The following is a 15380-nucleotide window of genomic DNA, read 5'->3' as shown; positions in this document are numbered from 1 at the left end:
TGCCCTACAGAAATTTATCAACGCATGCCTGGCGGGCTTGTGATAAGGCGGGAGGAAAAGAAAGTAAGGCTAAATAAGGATTAGAAAAAGTAATGGGTGGTGTGCGAGGCAACACCACCCTGAAAGGAATTACTCGATATTCTGGATCTGCTCGCGCATCTGCTCAATCAGGACCTTCAGCTCAATCGCTGAATTGGTTACCTCTGCATTGATAGACTTAGACGCCAGCGTGTTCGACTCGCGGTTGAACTCCTGCATCATAAAGTCGAGACGGCGGCCTACCGCTTCTTTCTTCTTCAGAATGTTGTAGGTCTCTTTAACGTGCGCTTCCAGACGATCCAGCTCTTCAGCCACGTCCACACGCTGCGCCATCAGCACCAGCTCTTGTTCCAGACGGTTGTTTTCCAGCTGAACTTCCGCCTCTTCCAGTTTGGCGACAAGACGCTCACGCTGCCATTGCAGCACTTCTGGCATATGAGCGCGCACTTTAGCGACTTCGGCGCTCACGCCTTCAAGGCGTTGCTCAATCATCGCTTTCAGCGCCTGGCCTTCGGTTTCGCGGGCAACGATAAAGTCGTCCAGCGTGCCGTCGAGTGCAGCCAGGATTTCAGCGGTAATCGCGTCCAGATCCTGCTCTCCGGCGGCCATCACGCCAGGCCAGCGCAGAATATCAACCGGGTTGATCTCGCCTTCATCGCTTTGCATTTTGACCCAGTTCGCCGCATTAACCAGCTGTTTTGCCAGCTTTTCGTTCAGGATCAGTTCGCCCTGTGCACTGGCATCGGGCTCAAAACGCAAATTACATTCCACTTTCCCGCGGGTCAGACGCGTACGGATACGCTCACGCACCACAGGCTCCAGGCTGCGGAACTGTTCCGGCATACGGAAATACGTTTCCAGATAGCGCTGGTTTACCGAGCGCATTTCCCAGGTAGCGCTACCCCAGCTACCCTTGATTTCACGCCGGGCGTAGGCGGTCATACTGCGGATCATAGACATTCCCGTTTTTAAAGGAGAGATGGGGGGATTATAGCTTTCAGGGGCTTCTCAGGATAGGAATAAGCGTCCTTTATCCGTATAATGCGCAGCCACATTCGTTTCAAGCCGGAGAATCCATCATGCGTCCAGCAGGTCGTAGCGCCAACCAGGTGCGTCCCGTCACCCTGACCCGTAACTATACAAAACACGCTGAAGGCTCCGTGCTGGTTGAGTTTGGTGACACCAAGGTGCTTTGCACCGCGTCCATTGAAGAGGGCGTGCCTCGCTTCCTGAAAGGTCAGGGCCAGGGGTGGATCACCGCCGAATACGGTATGTTGCCGCGCGCAACCCATACCCGTAATGCCCGTGAAGCGGCAAAAGGTAAGCAGGGCGGCCGTACTATGGAGATCCAGCGCCTGATCGCGCGTGCGCTCCGCGCCGCGGTTGACCTGAAAACGCTGGGTGAGTTCACCATCACGCTGGACTGCGACGTGATCCAGGCCGATGGTGGCACGCGTACGGCCTCTATTACCGGTGCCTGTGTGGCGCTGGCAGATGCCCTGAACAAGCTGGTTGCCGCCGGTAAGCTGAAAACCAACCCAATGAAAGGGATGGTTGCTGCTGTCTCCGTTGGTATCGTTAACGGCGAGGCGCTTTGCGATCTGGAATACGTTGAAGATTCTGCCGCAGAAACCGACATGAACGTGGTGATGACCGAAGATGGTCGCATCATTGAAGTGCAGGGTACGGCAGAAGGCGAGCCATTCACCCACGAAGAACTGCTCACCTTGCTGGCGTTGGCCCGAGGGGGAATCGAATCTATTGTAGCGACGCAGAAAGCGGCGTTAGAAAATTGATTTTAAGGCGACCAATGAGTCGCCTTTTTTTTGCCTGTAAGACTGAAAAGACAAAGGAGCAAATCCATGAAATCGTATCAGCGCCAGTTTATTGAGTTTGCGCTTAACAAGCAGGTACTTAAGTTTGGCGAGTTCACGCTGAAATCCGGGCGTAAAAGCCCGTATTTCTTCAACGCCGGACTGTTTAATACCGGGCGCGACCTGGCACTGTTAGGCCGCTTCTATGCCGAAGCGCTGGTGGATTCCGGGATTGATTTCGACATGCTGTTTGGCCCCGCGTACAAAGGCATTCCAATCGCAACCACCACGGCGGTAGCGCTGGCGGAGCACCATGACCGCGACGTACCGTACTGCTTTAACCGTAAAGAGGCCAAAACCCACGGTGAAGGCGGCAATCTGGTAGGCAGTGCGTTGCAGGGGCGTGTGATGCTGGTGGATGACGTGATCACCGCAGGTACCGCGATCCGTGAATCGATGGAGATTATCCAGGCTAACGGCGCAACGCTTGCGGGTGTGCTGATTTCGCTCGATCGTCAGGAGCGCGGGCGCGGCGACATCTCTGCTATTCAGGAAGTGGAGCGCGATTATGGCTGCAAGGTCACGTCGATTATCACGCTGAAAGACCTGATTGCGTATCTGGAAGAGAAGCCTGAGATGGCTGATCATCTGGCGGCGGTGCGTCAATACCGCGAAGAGTTTGGCGTATAATTCAATTGCCCGGTGGCGCTACGCTTACCGGGCCTACCCGTTCGTAGGCCGGATAAGGCGAAGCCGCCATCCGGCGATGGCGTTACTGTAACTGAGCAGCCACTAACGGCCAGCGGGCGTCAAAATCGTCCGTTGGTCGATATTTAAACTCGCTGCGCACAAACCGGGAGAGCATCCCTTCGCAAAAAGCCAGGATCTGGCTTGCCAGCAGGGTCTCATCCGTATTATATCCCTCGCCTTCCCGCATTTTCTTCTCGCGCAGAACCTGACGCAGCTGGGCTTCGATACGCTCAAAAAGCTGGTTTATACGGCCTTGCAGACGATCCTGTTCAAACATCAGCGCGTGGCCGGTCAGAATACGGGTCAGACCCGGGTTACGTTCACCAAAGCCCAGAATCAGCAGCACAATCAGACGCAGACGCGTGCTGGTGTCTTTTTCATCCTTCAGAATCAGGTTGATGCGCGTGATCAGGCTGTCTTCGATAAACTCGATCAGGCTGTCAAACATCCGGGTTTTGCTCGGGAAATGACGATACAGCGCCGCCTCTGACACGCCCACAGAGGCCGCCAGTTTTGCGGTGGTGATGCGTTGACTGCCGTCGCTGGATTCAAGCATCAGAGCCAGAGATTGAAGTATTTCTTCGCGACGATTCCTTTTCGCGGTTTGTTTTTCTGCCATGTTACAAAATACCCCTGAAAATAAGCACTTGTCAGGCTGGCAACCACACAGCGACCCGCAAACTGACGTTTGCGGTTTGTTATTGCATTATGGCGCTGTGAGATGCGTGTTTGTCGGGCGGTTATTTGCGCCCGGAATGGCCGAAGCCGCCTTCGCCACGGTCGGTAGCGTCGAAGTCTGCCACCAGGTTAAATTCTGCCTGCACCACCGGTACAAACACCATCTGCGCGATACGCTCGCCCGGCTCAATGGTGAAGCTGTCCTGGCCACGGTTCCAGACGGATACCATCAGCTGACCCTGATAGTCAGAATCGATCAGGCCGACCAGATTACCCAGCACGACGCCATGCTTGTGGCCCAGGCCAGAGCGCGGCAGGATCACCGCTGCCAGTGACGAGTCAGCAATGTGAATCGCCAGCCCGGTCGGGATCAGGGTCGTTGCACCTGGCGCCAGTTCTACGGCGTCATCAAGACAGGCGCGCAGGTCAAGACCGGCAGAGCCGGAGGTGGCATACGTTGGCAGCGGAAATTGCTCGCCAACGCGCGGGTCCAGAATCTTAACGTCGATTTTTTTCATCATAACGGGTAACGATCTCGTCCAGTAAGTGTTGGCCCAGGAGTTCTTTGCGCTCAAGCGGTAAGACTTTATCTCCATCCTGCCAGAAAAGGTGCAATGCGTTGCTGTCGCTGTTAAATCCTTGCGTGGACAGCGATACGTCGTTCGCGCAAATCAAATCGAGGTTTTTGCGGGTACGTTTTTGCCGGGCATATTCTTCCACATTATTCGTTTCTGCGGCAAACCCAACAACGTAAGGTCGATGAGTTTTCAATGCGGCGACACCGGCAACGATATCCGGGTTCTTCACCATTTTTATTGTTAATTCATCACCTTGCTTTTTAATTTTGGCGTCGGCAATGGTTTCGGCGCGGTAATCAGCGACGGCCGCACAGCCGATAAAAATATGCTGCTGTTGAGCATGTGCCTGTACGGCGGCTTCCATTTCCAGCGCGGTCGTTACATCAATACGCTGCACAAACGCAGGGGTGGTAAGCGACACCGGGCCGCTCACCAGCGTGACGTTCGCGCCGCGTTTGGCTGCCGCGGCAGCAATCGCAAAGCCCATTTTGCCGGAGCTGTGGTTGGTGATGTAACGCACCGGATCCAGCGGCTCGCGCGTGGGACCCGCGGTAATCATGATGTTGAGATGTTGCAGATCGTTGACAGGCGAGAAATGGGCGGCGGCCATATCAACAATCGTCAATGGGTCGAGCATACGCCCTGGCCCAACGTCGCCGCAGGCCTGGCTGCCACTGTCCGGTCCCCAAATCAGCAGGCCGCGCGAGGCCAGCGTGTCCAGATTATGCTGGGTAGCGGCGTTGCGGTACATCTGCTGGTTCATTGCGGGCACAACCGCGACGGGCGCAGGCGTGGCGAGGCAAATGGTCGTTACCAGATCGTTCGCCATACCGGCTGCCACGCGGGCAATTAAATCTGCCGTGGCGGGGGCAAGGATAACCAGATCGGCCCATTTCCCCAGCTCAATGTGGCCCATTGCGGCTTCGGCTGCCGGGTCGAGCAGGCTGTCGGATACCGGGTATCCCGAGACGGCTTGCAGGCTCAGCGGGGTGATAAAGGCTTTGCCGCCTTCGGTGATCGCGACCCGTACGTCGGCCCCGCGCTCGCGCAAACGGCGCACCAGGTCTGGCGTTTTATAGGCAGCAATACCGCCGCTGACGCCAAGAACGATTTTTTTACCGGCCAGGCTCATCATGATTCTTTCCTGTTGGGTTTCACCAGAGAGCGGGCATTTTATCACAATCCCTAAAACGGGGTGATGATGTCCTTAATTCACTTTGCGAGGCGTTACGCAAGAACGAAATGCCAGCGTCGAACCCCGAATTTGCCTGTGGCAGCATAATGGCAAACAGAAGGAGGCCGGGCATGGAAGAGACTGAACTGCTGCTACCGCGTGAAAAAATGCTGCGTCATGGCGTCACGTTGTTAAAGGACGACGAGCTGCTGGCGCTCTTTTTACGCACAGGCACGCCGGGGAAAACGGTATTTACGCTGGCGAAAGAACTGATAGACCATTTCGGTTCACTGTATGGATTGCTGACCGCTGAGCTGGAGGCGTTTACGCACGTTGAGGGCATTGGCGTGGCGAAATATGCCCAGTTACGGGGCATTGCCGAGCTGGCCCGGCGATTTTACAACGTGCGTATGGAGGAAGAAGACCCGATCCTCACCCCCGATATGACCCGCGAATTTCTGCAAAGCCAGCTCTCCGATCTGGAGCGGGAGATCTTTATGGTGATCTTTCTCGATAACAAAAACCGGGTACTGAAACATACCCGCCTTTTTTCGGGAACATTGAGCCATGTTGAGGTGCATCCGCGTGAAATTGTGCGGGAAGCGATAAAAGTGAATGCAGCCGGCGTGATCCTCGCGCATAATCACCCCTCTGGCTGTGCAGAACCAAGCAGAGCTGACAAAGCAATTACCGAACGTATTATCAAATGCTGTCAATTCATGGACATTCGTGTGCTGGACCATCTGATAATTGGCCGCGGAGAGTACATTTCTTTTGCCGAACGTGGCTGGATTTAGGCCTTTTCTCGCGATCCATCGGGATCTTTGTCTGTTCGGGACTTGAGCACACCGCCGAGTCAGCGTATACTACGCCACCTTTGAGAATCTCGGGTTTGGCATTTGGGCCTGGCAATCGAGAGTTCAATAGAACTATGCGATGACCGGGCTGTAAAGCCTGACGAGGCGCCGATACCCCATACGAAGCTCGAGCTAATTTGATTTTTGGAGAATAGACATGTCCCGAGTCTGCCAAGTTACTGGCAAGCGTCCGGTGACCGGTAACAACCGTTCCCACGCACTGAACGCGACTAAACGCCGTTTCCTGCCGAACCTGCACTCTCACCGTTTCTGGGTTGAGAGCGAGAAGCGTTTTGTCACCCTGCGCGTATCTGCTAAAGGTATGCGTGTAATCGATAAGAAAGGCATCGATACAGTTCTGTCCGAACTGCGTGCCCGTGGCGAAAAGTACTAAGTACTTAAAGAGGAAATAAATCATGGCTAAAGGTATTCGCGAGAAAATCAAGCTGGTTTCTTCTGCTGGTACAGGTCACTTCTACACCACCACGAAGAACAAACGTACTAAGCCGGAAAAACTGGAACTGAAAAAATTCGATCCAGTTGTACGCCAGCACGTACTGTACAAAGAAGCTAAAATCAAATAATTTTAGTCTCCTTGTATTGAAAAACCCCGCAACTGCGGGGTTTTTTGCATTCTGCATCTCAACGGAGGAACCATGCCTGAATTACCTGAGGTAGAGACCAGCCGCCGCGGCATTGAGCCCCATCTGGTTGGCGCGACTATTCTTCATGCTGTCGTTCGCAACGGGCGTCTGCGCTGGCCGGTGTCCGATGAGATCCACGCGTTAAGCGACAAACCCGTCCTGAGCGTGCAGCGCCGCGCGAAATACCTGCTGCTGGAGCTGCCTGACGGCTGGATCATTATCCATCTGGGCATGTCGGGAAGCTTGCGCATCCTCACCGAAGAGTTGCCTGCGGAAAAGCACGACCACGTTGATCTGGTGATGAGTAACGGCAAAGTGCTGCGTTACACCGACCCGCGTCGCTTTGGCGCATGGCTGTGGACCAAAGAGCTGGAAGGACACAACGTGCTGGCGCATCTCGGACCTGAGCCGCTGTCAGAGGCGTTTAACGCGGATTATCTCAAAGAGAAGTGCGCGAAAAAGAAAACCCCGATTAAACCCTGGCTGATGGATAACAAGCTGGTGGTGGGCGTGGGAAATATCTATGCCAGCGAATCGTTGTTTGCCGCCGGGATCCATCCCGATCGGCTGGCCTCCTCGCTGTCGGCGCAGGAGTGCGAGCTGCTGGTCAGAGTAATTAAAGCGGTACTGCTGCGCTCAATTGAGCAGGGCGGGACGACGCTGAAGGATTTCCTGCAAAGCGACGGGAAGCCGGGCTATTTTGCGCAGGAGTTGCAGGTTTATGGCCGTAAGGGTGAGCCGTGCAGAGCCTGCGGGACGCCGATTATTGCCACGAAGCACGCTCAGCGCGCCACGTTTTACTGCCGTCAGTGCCAGAAGTAGGGTTACTTTAGCTTTTCCATCAACGCCTGGTGGACGTTAACCGGCAGGAAGTGGGTAACGTCCCCGTGATGGCGCGCCACCTCTTTCACCAGTGAGGAAGAGATGAAGGACCACTCTTTGGAGGGCATCAGGAATACGCTCTCCAGCTCCGGCATCAGATGGCGGTTCATGTGTGCCAGCTGCATCTCATATTCGAAGTCTGCTACCGCGCGAAGACCGCGGATCAGGATATTGGCCTGCCGGTCACGGGCAAAGTTTGCCATCAAGTCGCTGAATCCGACGACCTCAACATTCGACAGATGCGAAATCGCATCGGTGGCAAGCTGCACGCGTTCGTTCAGGTCGAACATCGGCTTTTTGCTCGGGCTGGCGGCAATGGCCAGAATCACCTTGTCGAACATACACGCCGCACGGGTGATGATATCAAGATGACCGTTAGTGATCGGATCGAAGGTACCCGGATAAATCGCTTTTGTGCTCATGGCTCACGTTTTCTCTGAGTAGCCGCGGTTCAGCGCCCACAGCTCGGTGTATTTGTTGAAAGTATACTGGGCATTCACTACGGCCAGTAACCAGCCCTGTTTGCCGTCCAGCACGCCGCCACGCAGCAGCAGCGTTTTCAGAAACGCGCCCAGCGTGTGGGTGAAGATGCCGGTCAGCGTGGCCTTCTTGCCGCGCGTATGCCGCTCCTGTGCCCAGGCGGTGGCATAGTTCAGCTGTTTCCGCTGGAAGCTGGCGAAATCGCGGCAGGTCAGATGAAGCAGATCGCCCGTCAGAGGGATGACCTGAGCGCTATCGCAGGCCAGAGATTCATGGACCAGGTTGTCGTTGTACTGATAACGCTCGCGCGCATAGAGGCGCATCACGCGGTCGGGGTACCAGCCGCTGTGGCGCATAAAGCGGCCCAGGAAATAGTTACGACGCGCGATACTGTAGACCGCGCCGGGCTGTGGCGCGGCAAGCACCGTTTGAATGGCCTGTCGGAGTTCCGGGGTGACGCGCTCATCGGTATCGATCATCAACACGTAATCGCCCGTGGCGTAACCCTGCGCACGCTGGCGCTGAATACCGTAGCCCTGCCAGTCGGTGTCGGTAAAGACTTTTGCTCCGGCTGCACGGGCAACGTCCGCCGTGTTGTCCGTACTTCCGGAGTCGAGAATGACGATTTCGTCAGCCCAGGCAACAGAGGCCAGGCAATCCGGAAGCAGGTCGGCGGCGTTTTTGGCGATCATCACGACCGACAGACGCGTTGACATTAGTGGCTCCGCTGCGGCAGGTAAGGTTGCAGAAGTTGCAGCAGACGGGTCAGCGCCCCCTGGTTCTGATGCAGGACTTCAACGGCGTGACGACCGTACCACAGGCGGTAATCTTCGTCAGTCAGAAGGGTAGAGACCTCTTTGACCACCGAATCCGCGTCGGTCACGGTGATTAAGCCATCGGCTTGCTGCAATTTCGCGCAGATATCTTTGAAGTTAAACGTGTGTGGCCCCATCAGCACGGGAATGGCGTGGGCTGCCGGCTCCAGCGGGTTATGACCACCGCGCTCCACCAGGCTTCCGCCAACGAAAGCAAGATCGGCGATCCCGTACAGCAGCATCAGTTCGCCCATCGTATCGCCAATCACCACCTGCGTGCTGCCAGAGGGGATTTCGCCGCTGCTGCGCAGGGTGAAGCTGAAACCGCCTTTTTGCACCATCTCGCGGGCATCTTTAAAACGCTCAGGATGGCGAGGAACCAGAATCAGCAGTAAATCAGGGAATTTTTCCAGCAGCTGGCGGTGAGCCTGAAGAATAATGGCTTCTTCGCCGTCATGGGTGCTGGTGGCAATCCAGACCTGGCGACGCGGCGCCCACTGACGACGCAGTGTTACCGCACGGGCGGCGAGTTCAGGGGTGACGGAAATATCGAACTTCAGGCTACCCGTGACCGCAAGCTGGTTGCGCTTCAGGCCGAGGGCGATAAAGCGCGCGGCATCTTCTTCGTTCTGCGCGGCGATCAGCGTGATTTTGCTGAGGAGGCGACGCATAAATTTACCCAGCTTGCCGTACCCTTTCGCCGAGCGTTCCGACAGACGCGCGTTGGCGATAACCAAAGGAATTTTACGGGCATGCAGGGCGGAAATCATATTCGGCCACAGTTCGGTTTCCATGACGATCACCAGTTTAGGGCGCACGGTATTCAGGAAACGGTTCATGGCGCAGGGGAGATCGTACGGCAGGTAGACGTGATGCACGTCTTTACCGAAGGCAGACATCACGCGCTCTGAGCCGGTTGGCGTCATCGTGGTGACGGTGATGGGCAGTGACGGATAACGGTGGCGCAGGGCACGCACCAGTGGAATGGCGGCCAGCGTTTCCCCGACTGACACGGAATGCAGCAGAATACCGTCCGGCGCCACTTTATTGCGGCAGTAGCCATAACGTTCGGCCCAGCGTTTACGGTACGCAGGCGCTTTACGGCTACGAAGCAACAGTCGCAGCCACACCAGTGGCTGAATGATGTAGAGCAGGGCGGTATACAACAATTCCAAGCGATTATCCGTTTTTTTAGTTTCGGCCGGGAAATTCTAAGCATTTAAGCGTGCTAAAGCTATCTCTTATGCCAGATACCGTTTTAAACGGAAGTAGCGCCGGCCCAGGCGCCAGCGCAAACGCGGGCTTTTGGCACTTTTCCAGATGAGCTTCCAGATCCCGGTGTCGAAGAACTCTTTGATTATCATTGATTTCTTCGCCTCATCCTTCATGTTGTCGAAGGTATGAATAATTCCCAGACCCTCTTTAGCGATTTGCCAGTAACAGGCCGGGATATTTTTCACTTTATCCGGGTAGCGCTGGTTAATGGCATCAAGCATCTTCAGGATCTTCATATAATGGCGCGCAGAGCGAATCAGCGTGTCGTCATTATCCGGGGTGTGCGATACCGAGGCGGAGTGAATGTAGTAGTCGTAAAAGCGTTCGCTGGTGTACTGAACGCGTTCCGCGGCAAGCAGCACCTCAGTCGTCCACGGGATATCCTGATGGCGCAGGCCTGGCTCGAAACGGAAGCCGTGCTGACGAATAAAATCGTGACGATAGATATTCAGCCAGGTCACATGCAGGAACTTACGAGAATCCAGCGCCTTTTTTAACCATGCCGCGCCATTCATGACGCCCGTTGAGGCGAGCTTATCTTCAGGGAAGATAGGGCGAGACGGTTTTTTGTTATTTTCCCAGACGTAGTTGCCATTGCAGGTGGCGACATCCAGGTTCTGCGTGACGGCCATATCCAGCAGACGCTGGTACATGCCGGGTTTGAAGACATCATCAATATCCGGGAAAGAGAGATACTGCCCGGTCGCAACGGCCAGGCCAGTATTACGCGCGATGGACACGCCCTGATTAGGTTGTTCAATAACCTGCATCTGTGGCAGCTTTTCGCGCCATTTTTCGACAATCTGCATCGAGCGGTCAGTGGAACCGTCATTCACGATGATGACTTCCATACTGTCGATGTGTTGATTTACAAGGCAGGTAAAGAACTGATCGAGAAAAGCTTCACCGTTATAAACGGCCACCACCACGCTTAATAAAGGCGCTGAATTTTGCATATGAAACCTGATTATTTTTGGTTGTCGACCAAAGCAATGTATTGCTGGCAAATGGCGTTGATACCGAACGATGCGATCGTTTCGCGATCAACAACCGGCGGAGAGGCATACAGTTCTGCCAGTGTTTTCGCAAGTGATTCGTCGGTTAACGCTGTCAGACCACGCGCCAGGGGGCCAGTAAGGATCTCAGCAGGGCCGCCAGGGCAGTTTGTACTCACCGGTGGGGTCTGACAGATAATGGACTCTACCAGTACATTACCAAAACCTTCGCAGTCGGAACTTAACACTAAAAGGCGTGCCCCTTTGATCCACGGGTAGGGGTTGGTTTCGAACGGGCGGAAGACGATCTTGTTTTCAATTCCCAGCTTAGCGGCAAGCTGTTTGAGCTGATTTATTTTCGCGTCAGAACCTTTGCCCATCAACACCAACGATGCGTCGATCTTGCTCAGCGCAAACGCCCGCAGCAGCCTGTCGTGACGTTTGTGTTCATGAAAACGGCCAACGTGGATAATGTAATCCTGCCCCTGCATCTCAAAGGGCGCTTCCGCCAGACGCTGAATTTCAGGGATATCAAAGGGGTTATGGATAACCGCTTTGCGCCGCAGGGGGATCGCGAGTACTTCAGACAGATCGTGCAGCACGGCGCCGGATACCGCCACCACGTTGCGGTTTTCATAGGTATGACGGATCTTATAATGCTTAAACCAGCGAGAAATCCCGCTGCGATGGCGCAAATAGGAGAAGGAGAACATCCCGTGTACGCAGAACCAGACCTTATCCCGATCCAGCACGCGGCTGTGCGCCACGATACGGTCGGTTTTATGCAGATGTGAGAACACGACGTCAAATTTACCGCTGCGTTCTGCCTGCTCGATGGCGCGATCCAGCAAACGGGCGCGACGCGGGATCTCGGTCAGCTTCCGCCAGGGTTTTTTACAGGTATCCTGCACAACCTGAAAATCGATGCCTTCCGGAATGGCGTAGTCGCACACCTTCCGTAAGGAGAAAAGGGTGACCTGATGCCCCAGTTCTGTCAGTCCGCTGGAGAGGGTGAGAACCGTTTTTTCGGCTCCTCCACCGGGTAAACCATCAATAATCATTAGGATGCGCATTATTAATCCAGTAATTTTTGATAAAGCGAAATAAGCTGACTTGATAGTTTTTCAGGGGTTGCTTCTCTGACGCGTTCACGCGCCGCAAGCCCCATATTGTTATTTTTTTCCAGTGAAGGGATGGACATGACGGCCTCCTTCAATGTGTGGATATCAAGTGCATCACAGTAAAACCCGTTCTGGCCTTGCTCAATAAATTCTGAACCACCGCAACTCTCTGACGTAATGACGGGCAAACCACAGGCCATCGCTTCAAGTATGACGTTAGGGAAAGGATCATACAGCGTCGGCAGCAGTAAACCATCAGAAAGCTGATAAAATGGCAGCGTCTCTTTTTGCATCCCCAGGAAACGGATTTGCCCCTCACAGCCTAATGAACGGGCGAGGTCGCGATAACGGCTTTCCGCTTTATCCTGACCGACCACAACCAGCCACGCCGAGGTTCCTGCTATAGCCCGAATAGCGCTTGCCAGCCCCTTACGTTCAAACCCTGAACCCACGAAGCAGAAAATGACGGCATCAGCGGGTAAGCCAAATTGCTGACGCAGTACAGCGCGTTGCCTCTCTTCTGCCGGAACGAAGCGGCTGGAATCTATTGAATTATAAATCACATGTATCTTTTTTGCGTCAATATCAAAGTCTTCGACGATTTCGCGCTTGATCATCTCCGCATTACAGATAACGGCTTTCAACTCGGGAGCCTGGTACATTTCACGTTCTGCGTGCATCACGTAGCGGTGATAGCGATCGTGCATAAGCAGCTTCGCGCGCCAGGCGGGGAGAATACGCGTACGCTGTAGCAGCCAGCGTCGATGTACACCATCCCCGGCGCGGTAAATATCGCAGCCCGGAATACGTTCGTGGCTCTGGACAATATCAAACTGCTGTTGCTGCCACAGCGCGCGCGCGGCGTGTGCAAAGCCGCGCTCACGGCTGATGCGGCCCCACTTTCGGGGATCGCAAATATGAATATGCCAGTCGTCCTGCTTTTCGCCCTGCCACTCGCGGGTGATGACGTTGAGCTCAAGATTTTGATTGCTCAGCGCGGTAAGTGCCCTGGAGACAAAACGTTCTGCTCCCCCATCCGGACGATATTTTTGGCGCACAATGGCCAGACGATGAAGCTTCATTGCAGGTATCTCCTTGCGGCGGAGACGACAACATCAACGGGGATGGCGTCGAGATAACGTTCCGTCGTTTTTGTATCAATGGCGTCAGGGTTGGGAAGCGGGCCGTAGTTACCTGCCCAGATGACCTCTCCGTTAACCTGCCATGGCGACCAGAACGTCAATTTTGACGGGCCAAACAGCGCCACGCAGGGCGTCTGAAGAGCGGCGGCCATGTGCATGGGTACGGAGTCAACGCCAATGAACAGGATCGCGTGATCGATTAGCGAGGCCAGCTGGCGCAGGGTTAACTGCCCTGCCAGCGATACAACACCCGTCTGCGGGGAGGCGGCAAGAATGCGGTCAATCATCGCCAGCTCTTTCTTGTCCGGTCCCGCCGTGAGGACGATAGTGTGGCCGTCCTGTTGCAACGCGGCGATAGTTTGCGCCATTTTGCCTTCATCCCAGCACTTAAAGAACCAGCGTGAAGTGGGTTGAATAACGATGTAGCGGTCTCCCACGCCCTTTTGCGACAGCTTTTGGTGAGCATGGCGCCAGTCATCCGCGCTGTAAGCCATGGTCACGGTAGGGTTGGCCATTACCGGCAGCGCTGACAGTATGGAGAGATTTTGTTCAACGGTGTGCAGCGACTGATGGCTGGCGACCGAGACCAGTTCACTGTGACAAAAACGCCAGAAGGCATTATTGCGCTTGTTAAAAGCGAACCCGAGCCGAACCGGTGCGCCGGTGAAGCGGGTAACAATCGCGCTGCGCCACTGATCGGCAAGATTGATCACCAGATGATAATGCTGAGCACGTAAAGCACGAAGCAACTGCCACTCTTTTTGCAGGTGCTTCAGCGTCCCCAGCTGCTTCCATTTACGATCGATACCATAGATCGTCCTGATTGCCGGATGCGCGGCGAGCATGTCTCGCGTCTCTTCATAGAGAAGCACGTCGATTTGGGCGTCAGGCCATTTCTGGCGTAATGAATTGATGACGGGGGTGGTGAGTAACATGTCACCATGATGGCGAAGTTTGATCAGTAAAATGCGCAAATCAGGCGTGTCAGGTAAGTTATTCATCATCATCTTATCGGCGTTGTACTATTGGCAATTCTAATAGACCTGGTAACGACTTGCACTCTTTCTCCATAATGTCAGGAATTTCCCTGGAAGGGTTTACTCCTGCTTTCGGGCGTGCGTAACATAGCGCTAACTATTTTGTCTTGCGGGCTCATTATGAAAAAACCAGCGTTTATCATCACGATCGATACCGAAGGGGATAATCTCTGGCAGAACCACCGGGTGATCAAAACGGAAAACGCGCGCTACCTGGCGCGGTTTCAGGCGCTTTGTGAACGCTTCGGCTTTAAGCCCGTCTGGCTGACCAACTACGAGATGGCAGTCGAACCGGTATTCATTGAGTTCGCGAAAGAGGTCATAGCCCGCGGCCAGGGTGAGGTGGGAATGCATCTCCATGCCTGGAATAGCCCTCCGGAACACGATCTGACCGGTGATGACTGGCGCTGGCAGCCTTATCTGATTGAGTTTTCAGACGAGGTCATGCGTGAGAAAGTGCTCTTCATGACCCGCTTACTGGAAGAGACTTTCCAGACAAAAATGCTCAGCCATCGCGCCGGGCGCTGGGCATTCGACAGCCGTTACGCCCAGTTGCTGATTGAGCTGGGGTATCAGGTAGATTGTTCCGTTACGCCGCGCGTGAACTGGCGTAACGCGAAAGGTGCCCCGCAGGGTAATGGCGGAACGAATTACCAGCATTTTCCCGATCGTGCCTACTTTTTGGACGTAGACGACATTTCCCGGCCGGGAAACAGCCCTCTCCTCGAAGTGCCGATGAGCATCCAGTATAAACACCCGGCATGGCTGAATTCCCTGAAGCAGGGTTATGATCGTCTGCGCGGTAAATACCGTTCTCCGTCAGTTAACTGGTTACGTCCGTCCGGAGGAAATGCGGCGGAGATGATTAAGGTTGCGCAGCAGTGCCTGGCTCAGGGGAATGACTACGTGGAGTTTATGCTGCATTCGTCGGAATTTATGCCTGGCGGGAGCCCTACTTTTAAAGACGAGGCCGCGATTGAGGGGCTGTATCAGGATCTGGAGCAGCTCTTTACCTGGTTATCAGATAAGACCGTGGGGATGACGCTGGCGGAGTTTTACCAGTACAAAAAATAGTTATGCCCGCCAGGCGGGCATATTT

The 15380-nt window shown here is 54.6% G+C and carries 18 protein-coding genes; 7 read left to right on the top strand and 11 right to left on the bottom strand.

Annotation, left to right across the window (positions count from 1 at the left end; genetic code table 11):
* Positions 1-129 precede the first annotated feature (129 nt).
* Complete coding sequence (locus tag ACOTWU_RS18285) at positions 130-993, bottom strand: YicC/YloC family endoribonuclease (protein ID WP_003860907.1); 864 nt, start codon at positions 991-993, stop codon at positions 130-132.
* Positions 994-1118: 125 nt separating this feature from the next.
* Between ACOTWU_RS18285 and rph the strand changes: the two genes are divergently transcribed.
* On the top strand, positions 1119-1835 hold the full coding sequence (gene rph, locus ACOTWU_RS18280; RefSeq protein ID WP_015570044.1) for a ribonuclease PH: 717 nt from the start codon (positions 1119-1121) through the stop codon (positions 1833-1835).
* A 66-nt stretch (positions 1836-1901) separates the two neighbouring features.
* Positions 1902-2543 (top strand): orotate phosphoribosyltransferase, encoded by a 642-nt coding sequence (gene pyrE, locus ACOTWU_RS18275; protein WP_126499004.1) that lies wholly within the window; start codon positions 1902-1904, stop codon positions 2541-2543.
* A gap of 82 nt (positions 2544-2625) precedes the next feature.
* Here pyrE and slmA read toward each other — a convergent pair whose 3' ends face one another.
* From slmA to coaBC, 3 genes are all read right to left on the bottom strand, one after another.
* On the bottom strand, positions 2626-3222 hold the full coding sequence (gene slmA / locus ACOTWU_RS18270; RefSeq protein WP_003860901.1) for a nucleoid occlusion factor SlmA: 597 nt from the start codon (positions 3220-3222) through the stop codon (positions 2626-2628).
* A 121-nt stretch (positions 3223-3343) separates the two neighbouring features.
* Complete coding sequence (gene dut, locus ACOTWU_RS18265) at positions 3344-3802, bottom strand: dUTP diphosphatase (protein WP_045348433.1); 459 nt, start codon at positions 3800-3802, stop codon at positions 3344-3346.
* A complete protein-coding gene (gene coaBC, locus ACOTWU_RS18260; RefSeq protein ID WP_168728665.1) occupies positions 3780-4991 on the bottom strand; it encodes a bifunctional phosphopantothenoylcysteine decarboxylase/phosphopantothenate--cysteine ligase CoaBC in 1212 nt (403 codons plus the stop codon). The genes dut and coaBC overlap by 23 nt, the downstream gene beginning before the upstream one ends.
* 173 nt (positions 4992-5164) lie before the next feature.
* On the opposite strand from coaBC, the gene radC reads away from it, so the two are divergent.
* The 4 genes from radC (at position 5165) to mutM (ending at position 7356) form a co-directional block, all read left to right on the top strand.
* Positions 5165-5830, top strand: coding sequence for a RadC family protein (gene radC, locus ACOTWU_RS18255; RefSeq protein ID WP_006812419.1), 666 nt, complete (start codon positions 5165-5167; stop codon positions 5828-5830).
* 217 nt (positions 5831-6047) lie between these two features.
* Positions 6048-6284: a 50S ribosomal protein L28 gene (gene rpmB / locus ACOTWU_RS18250; protein WP_002436699.1), complete on the top strand. Its 237-nt coding sequence runs from the start codon at positions 6048-6050 to the stop codon at positions 6282-6284.
* Positions 6285-6306: 22 nt separating this feature from the next.
* The gene (gene rpmG / locus ACOTWU_RS18245; RefSeq protein ID WP_003024094.1) at positions 6307-6474 is read left to right on the top strand and encodes a 50S ribosomal protein L33; all 168 of its coding nucleotides are present in this window, start codon (positions 6307-6309) and stop codon (positions 6472-6474) included.
* A gap of 72 nt (positions 6475-6546) precedes the next feature.
* Positions 6547-7356 (top strand): bifunctional DNA-formamidopyrimidine glycosylase/DNA-(apurinic or apyrimidinic site) lyase, encoded by an 810-nt coding sequence (mutM, locus tag ACOTWU_RS18240; RefSeq protein ID WP_003860879.1) that lies wholly within the window; start codon positions 6547-6549, stop codon positions 7354-7356.
* Positions 7357-7358: 2 nt separating this feature from the next.
* On the opposite strand, the gene coaD is transcribed toward mutM, so the two are convergent.
* The 7 genes from coaD to rfaQ all read right to left on the bottom strand — a co-directional run bounded on the left by coaD (position 7359) and on the right by rfaQ (position 14251).
* Entirely contained in the window at positions 7359-7838 is a 480-nt protein-coding gene (coaD, locus tag ACOTWU_RS18235) for a pantetheine-phosphate adenylyltransferase (protein ID WP_015570040.1), read from the bottom strand.
* A gap of 3 nt (positions 7839-7841) precedes the next feature.
* The gene (locus ACOTWU_RS18230; protein WP_015570039.1) at positions 7842-8612 is read right to left on the bottom strand and encodes a glycosyltransferase family 2 protein; all 771 of its coding nucleotides are present in this window, start codon (positions 8610-8612) and stop codon (positions 7842-7844) included.
* Entirely contained in the window at positions 8612-9886 is a 1275-nt protein-coding gene (gene waaA / locus ACOTWU_RS18225; protein ID WP_003860874.1) for a lipid IV(A) 3-deoxy-D-manno-octulosonic acid transferase, read from the bottom strand. The genes ACOTWU_RS18230 and waaA overlap by 1 nt, the downstream gene beginning before the upstream one ends.
* 66 nt (positions 9887-9952) lie before the next feature.
* A complete protein-coding gene (locus ACOTWU_RS18220; RefSeq protein ID WP_015570038.1) occupies positions 9953-10942 on the bottom strand; it encodes a glycosyltransferase in 990 nt (329 codons plus the stop codon).
* An 11-nt stretch (positions 10943-10953) separates the two neighbouring features.
* On the bottom strand, positions 10954-12054 hold the full coding sequence (locus ACOTWU_RS18215; protein WP_040117054.1) for a glycosyltransferase: 1101 nt from the start codon (positions 12052-12054) through the stop codon (positions 10954-10956).
* A 2-nt stretch (positions 12055-12056) separates the two neighbouring features.
* A complete protein-coding gene (locus ACOTWU_RS18210; RefSeq protein ID WP_015570036.1) occupies positions 12057-13184 on the bottom strand; it encodes a glycosyltransferase family 4 protein in 1128 nt (375 codons plus the stop codon).
* Positions 13181-14251, bottom strand: coding sequence for a putative lipopolysaccharide heptosyltransferase III (gene rfaQ / locus ACOTWU_RS18205; RefSeq protein WP_060460063.1), 1071 nt, complete (start codon positions 14249-14251; stop codon positions 13181-13183). The genes ACOTWU_RS18210 and rfaQ overlap by 4 nt, the downstream gene beginning before the upstream one ends.
* 150 nt (positions 14252-14401) lie before the next feature.
* Between rfaQ and ACOTWU_RS18200 the strand changes: the two genes are divergently transcribed.
* Positions 14402-15355: a polysaccharide deacetylase family protein gene (locus ACOTWU_RS18200; RefSeq protein ID WP_023302886.1), complete on the top strand. Its 954-nt coding sequence runs from the start codon at positions 14402-14404 to the stop codon at positions 15353-15355.
* Positions 15356-15380 lie beyond the last annotated feature (25 nt).

The organism is Enterobacter cloacae complex sp. GYL001, from assembly GCF_049237125.1.
Lineage (GTDB): Bacteria > Pseudomonadota > Gammaproteobacteria > Enterobacterales > Enterobacteriaceae > Enterobacter > Enterobacter hormaechei_C.
The sequence above is the reverse complement of the archived record's forward strand: the minus strand, read 5'-3'. Positions and strand labels throughout refer to the sequence as shown.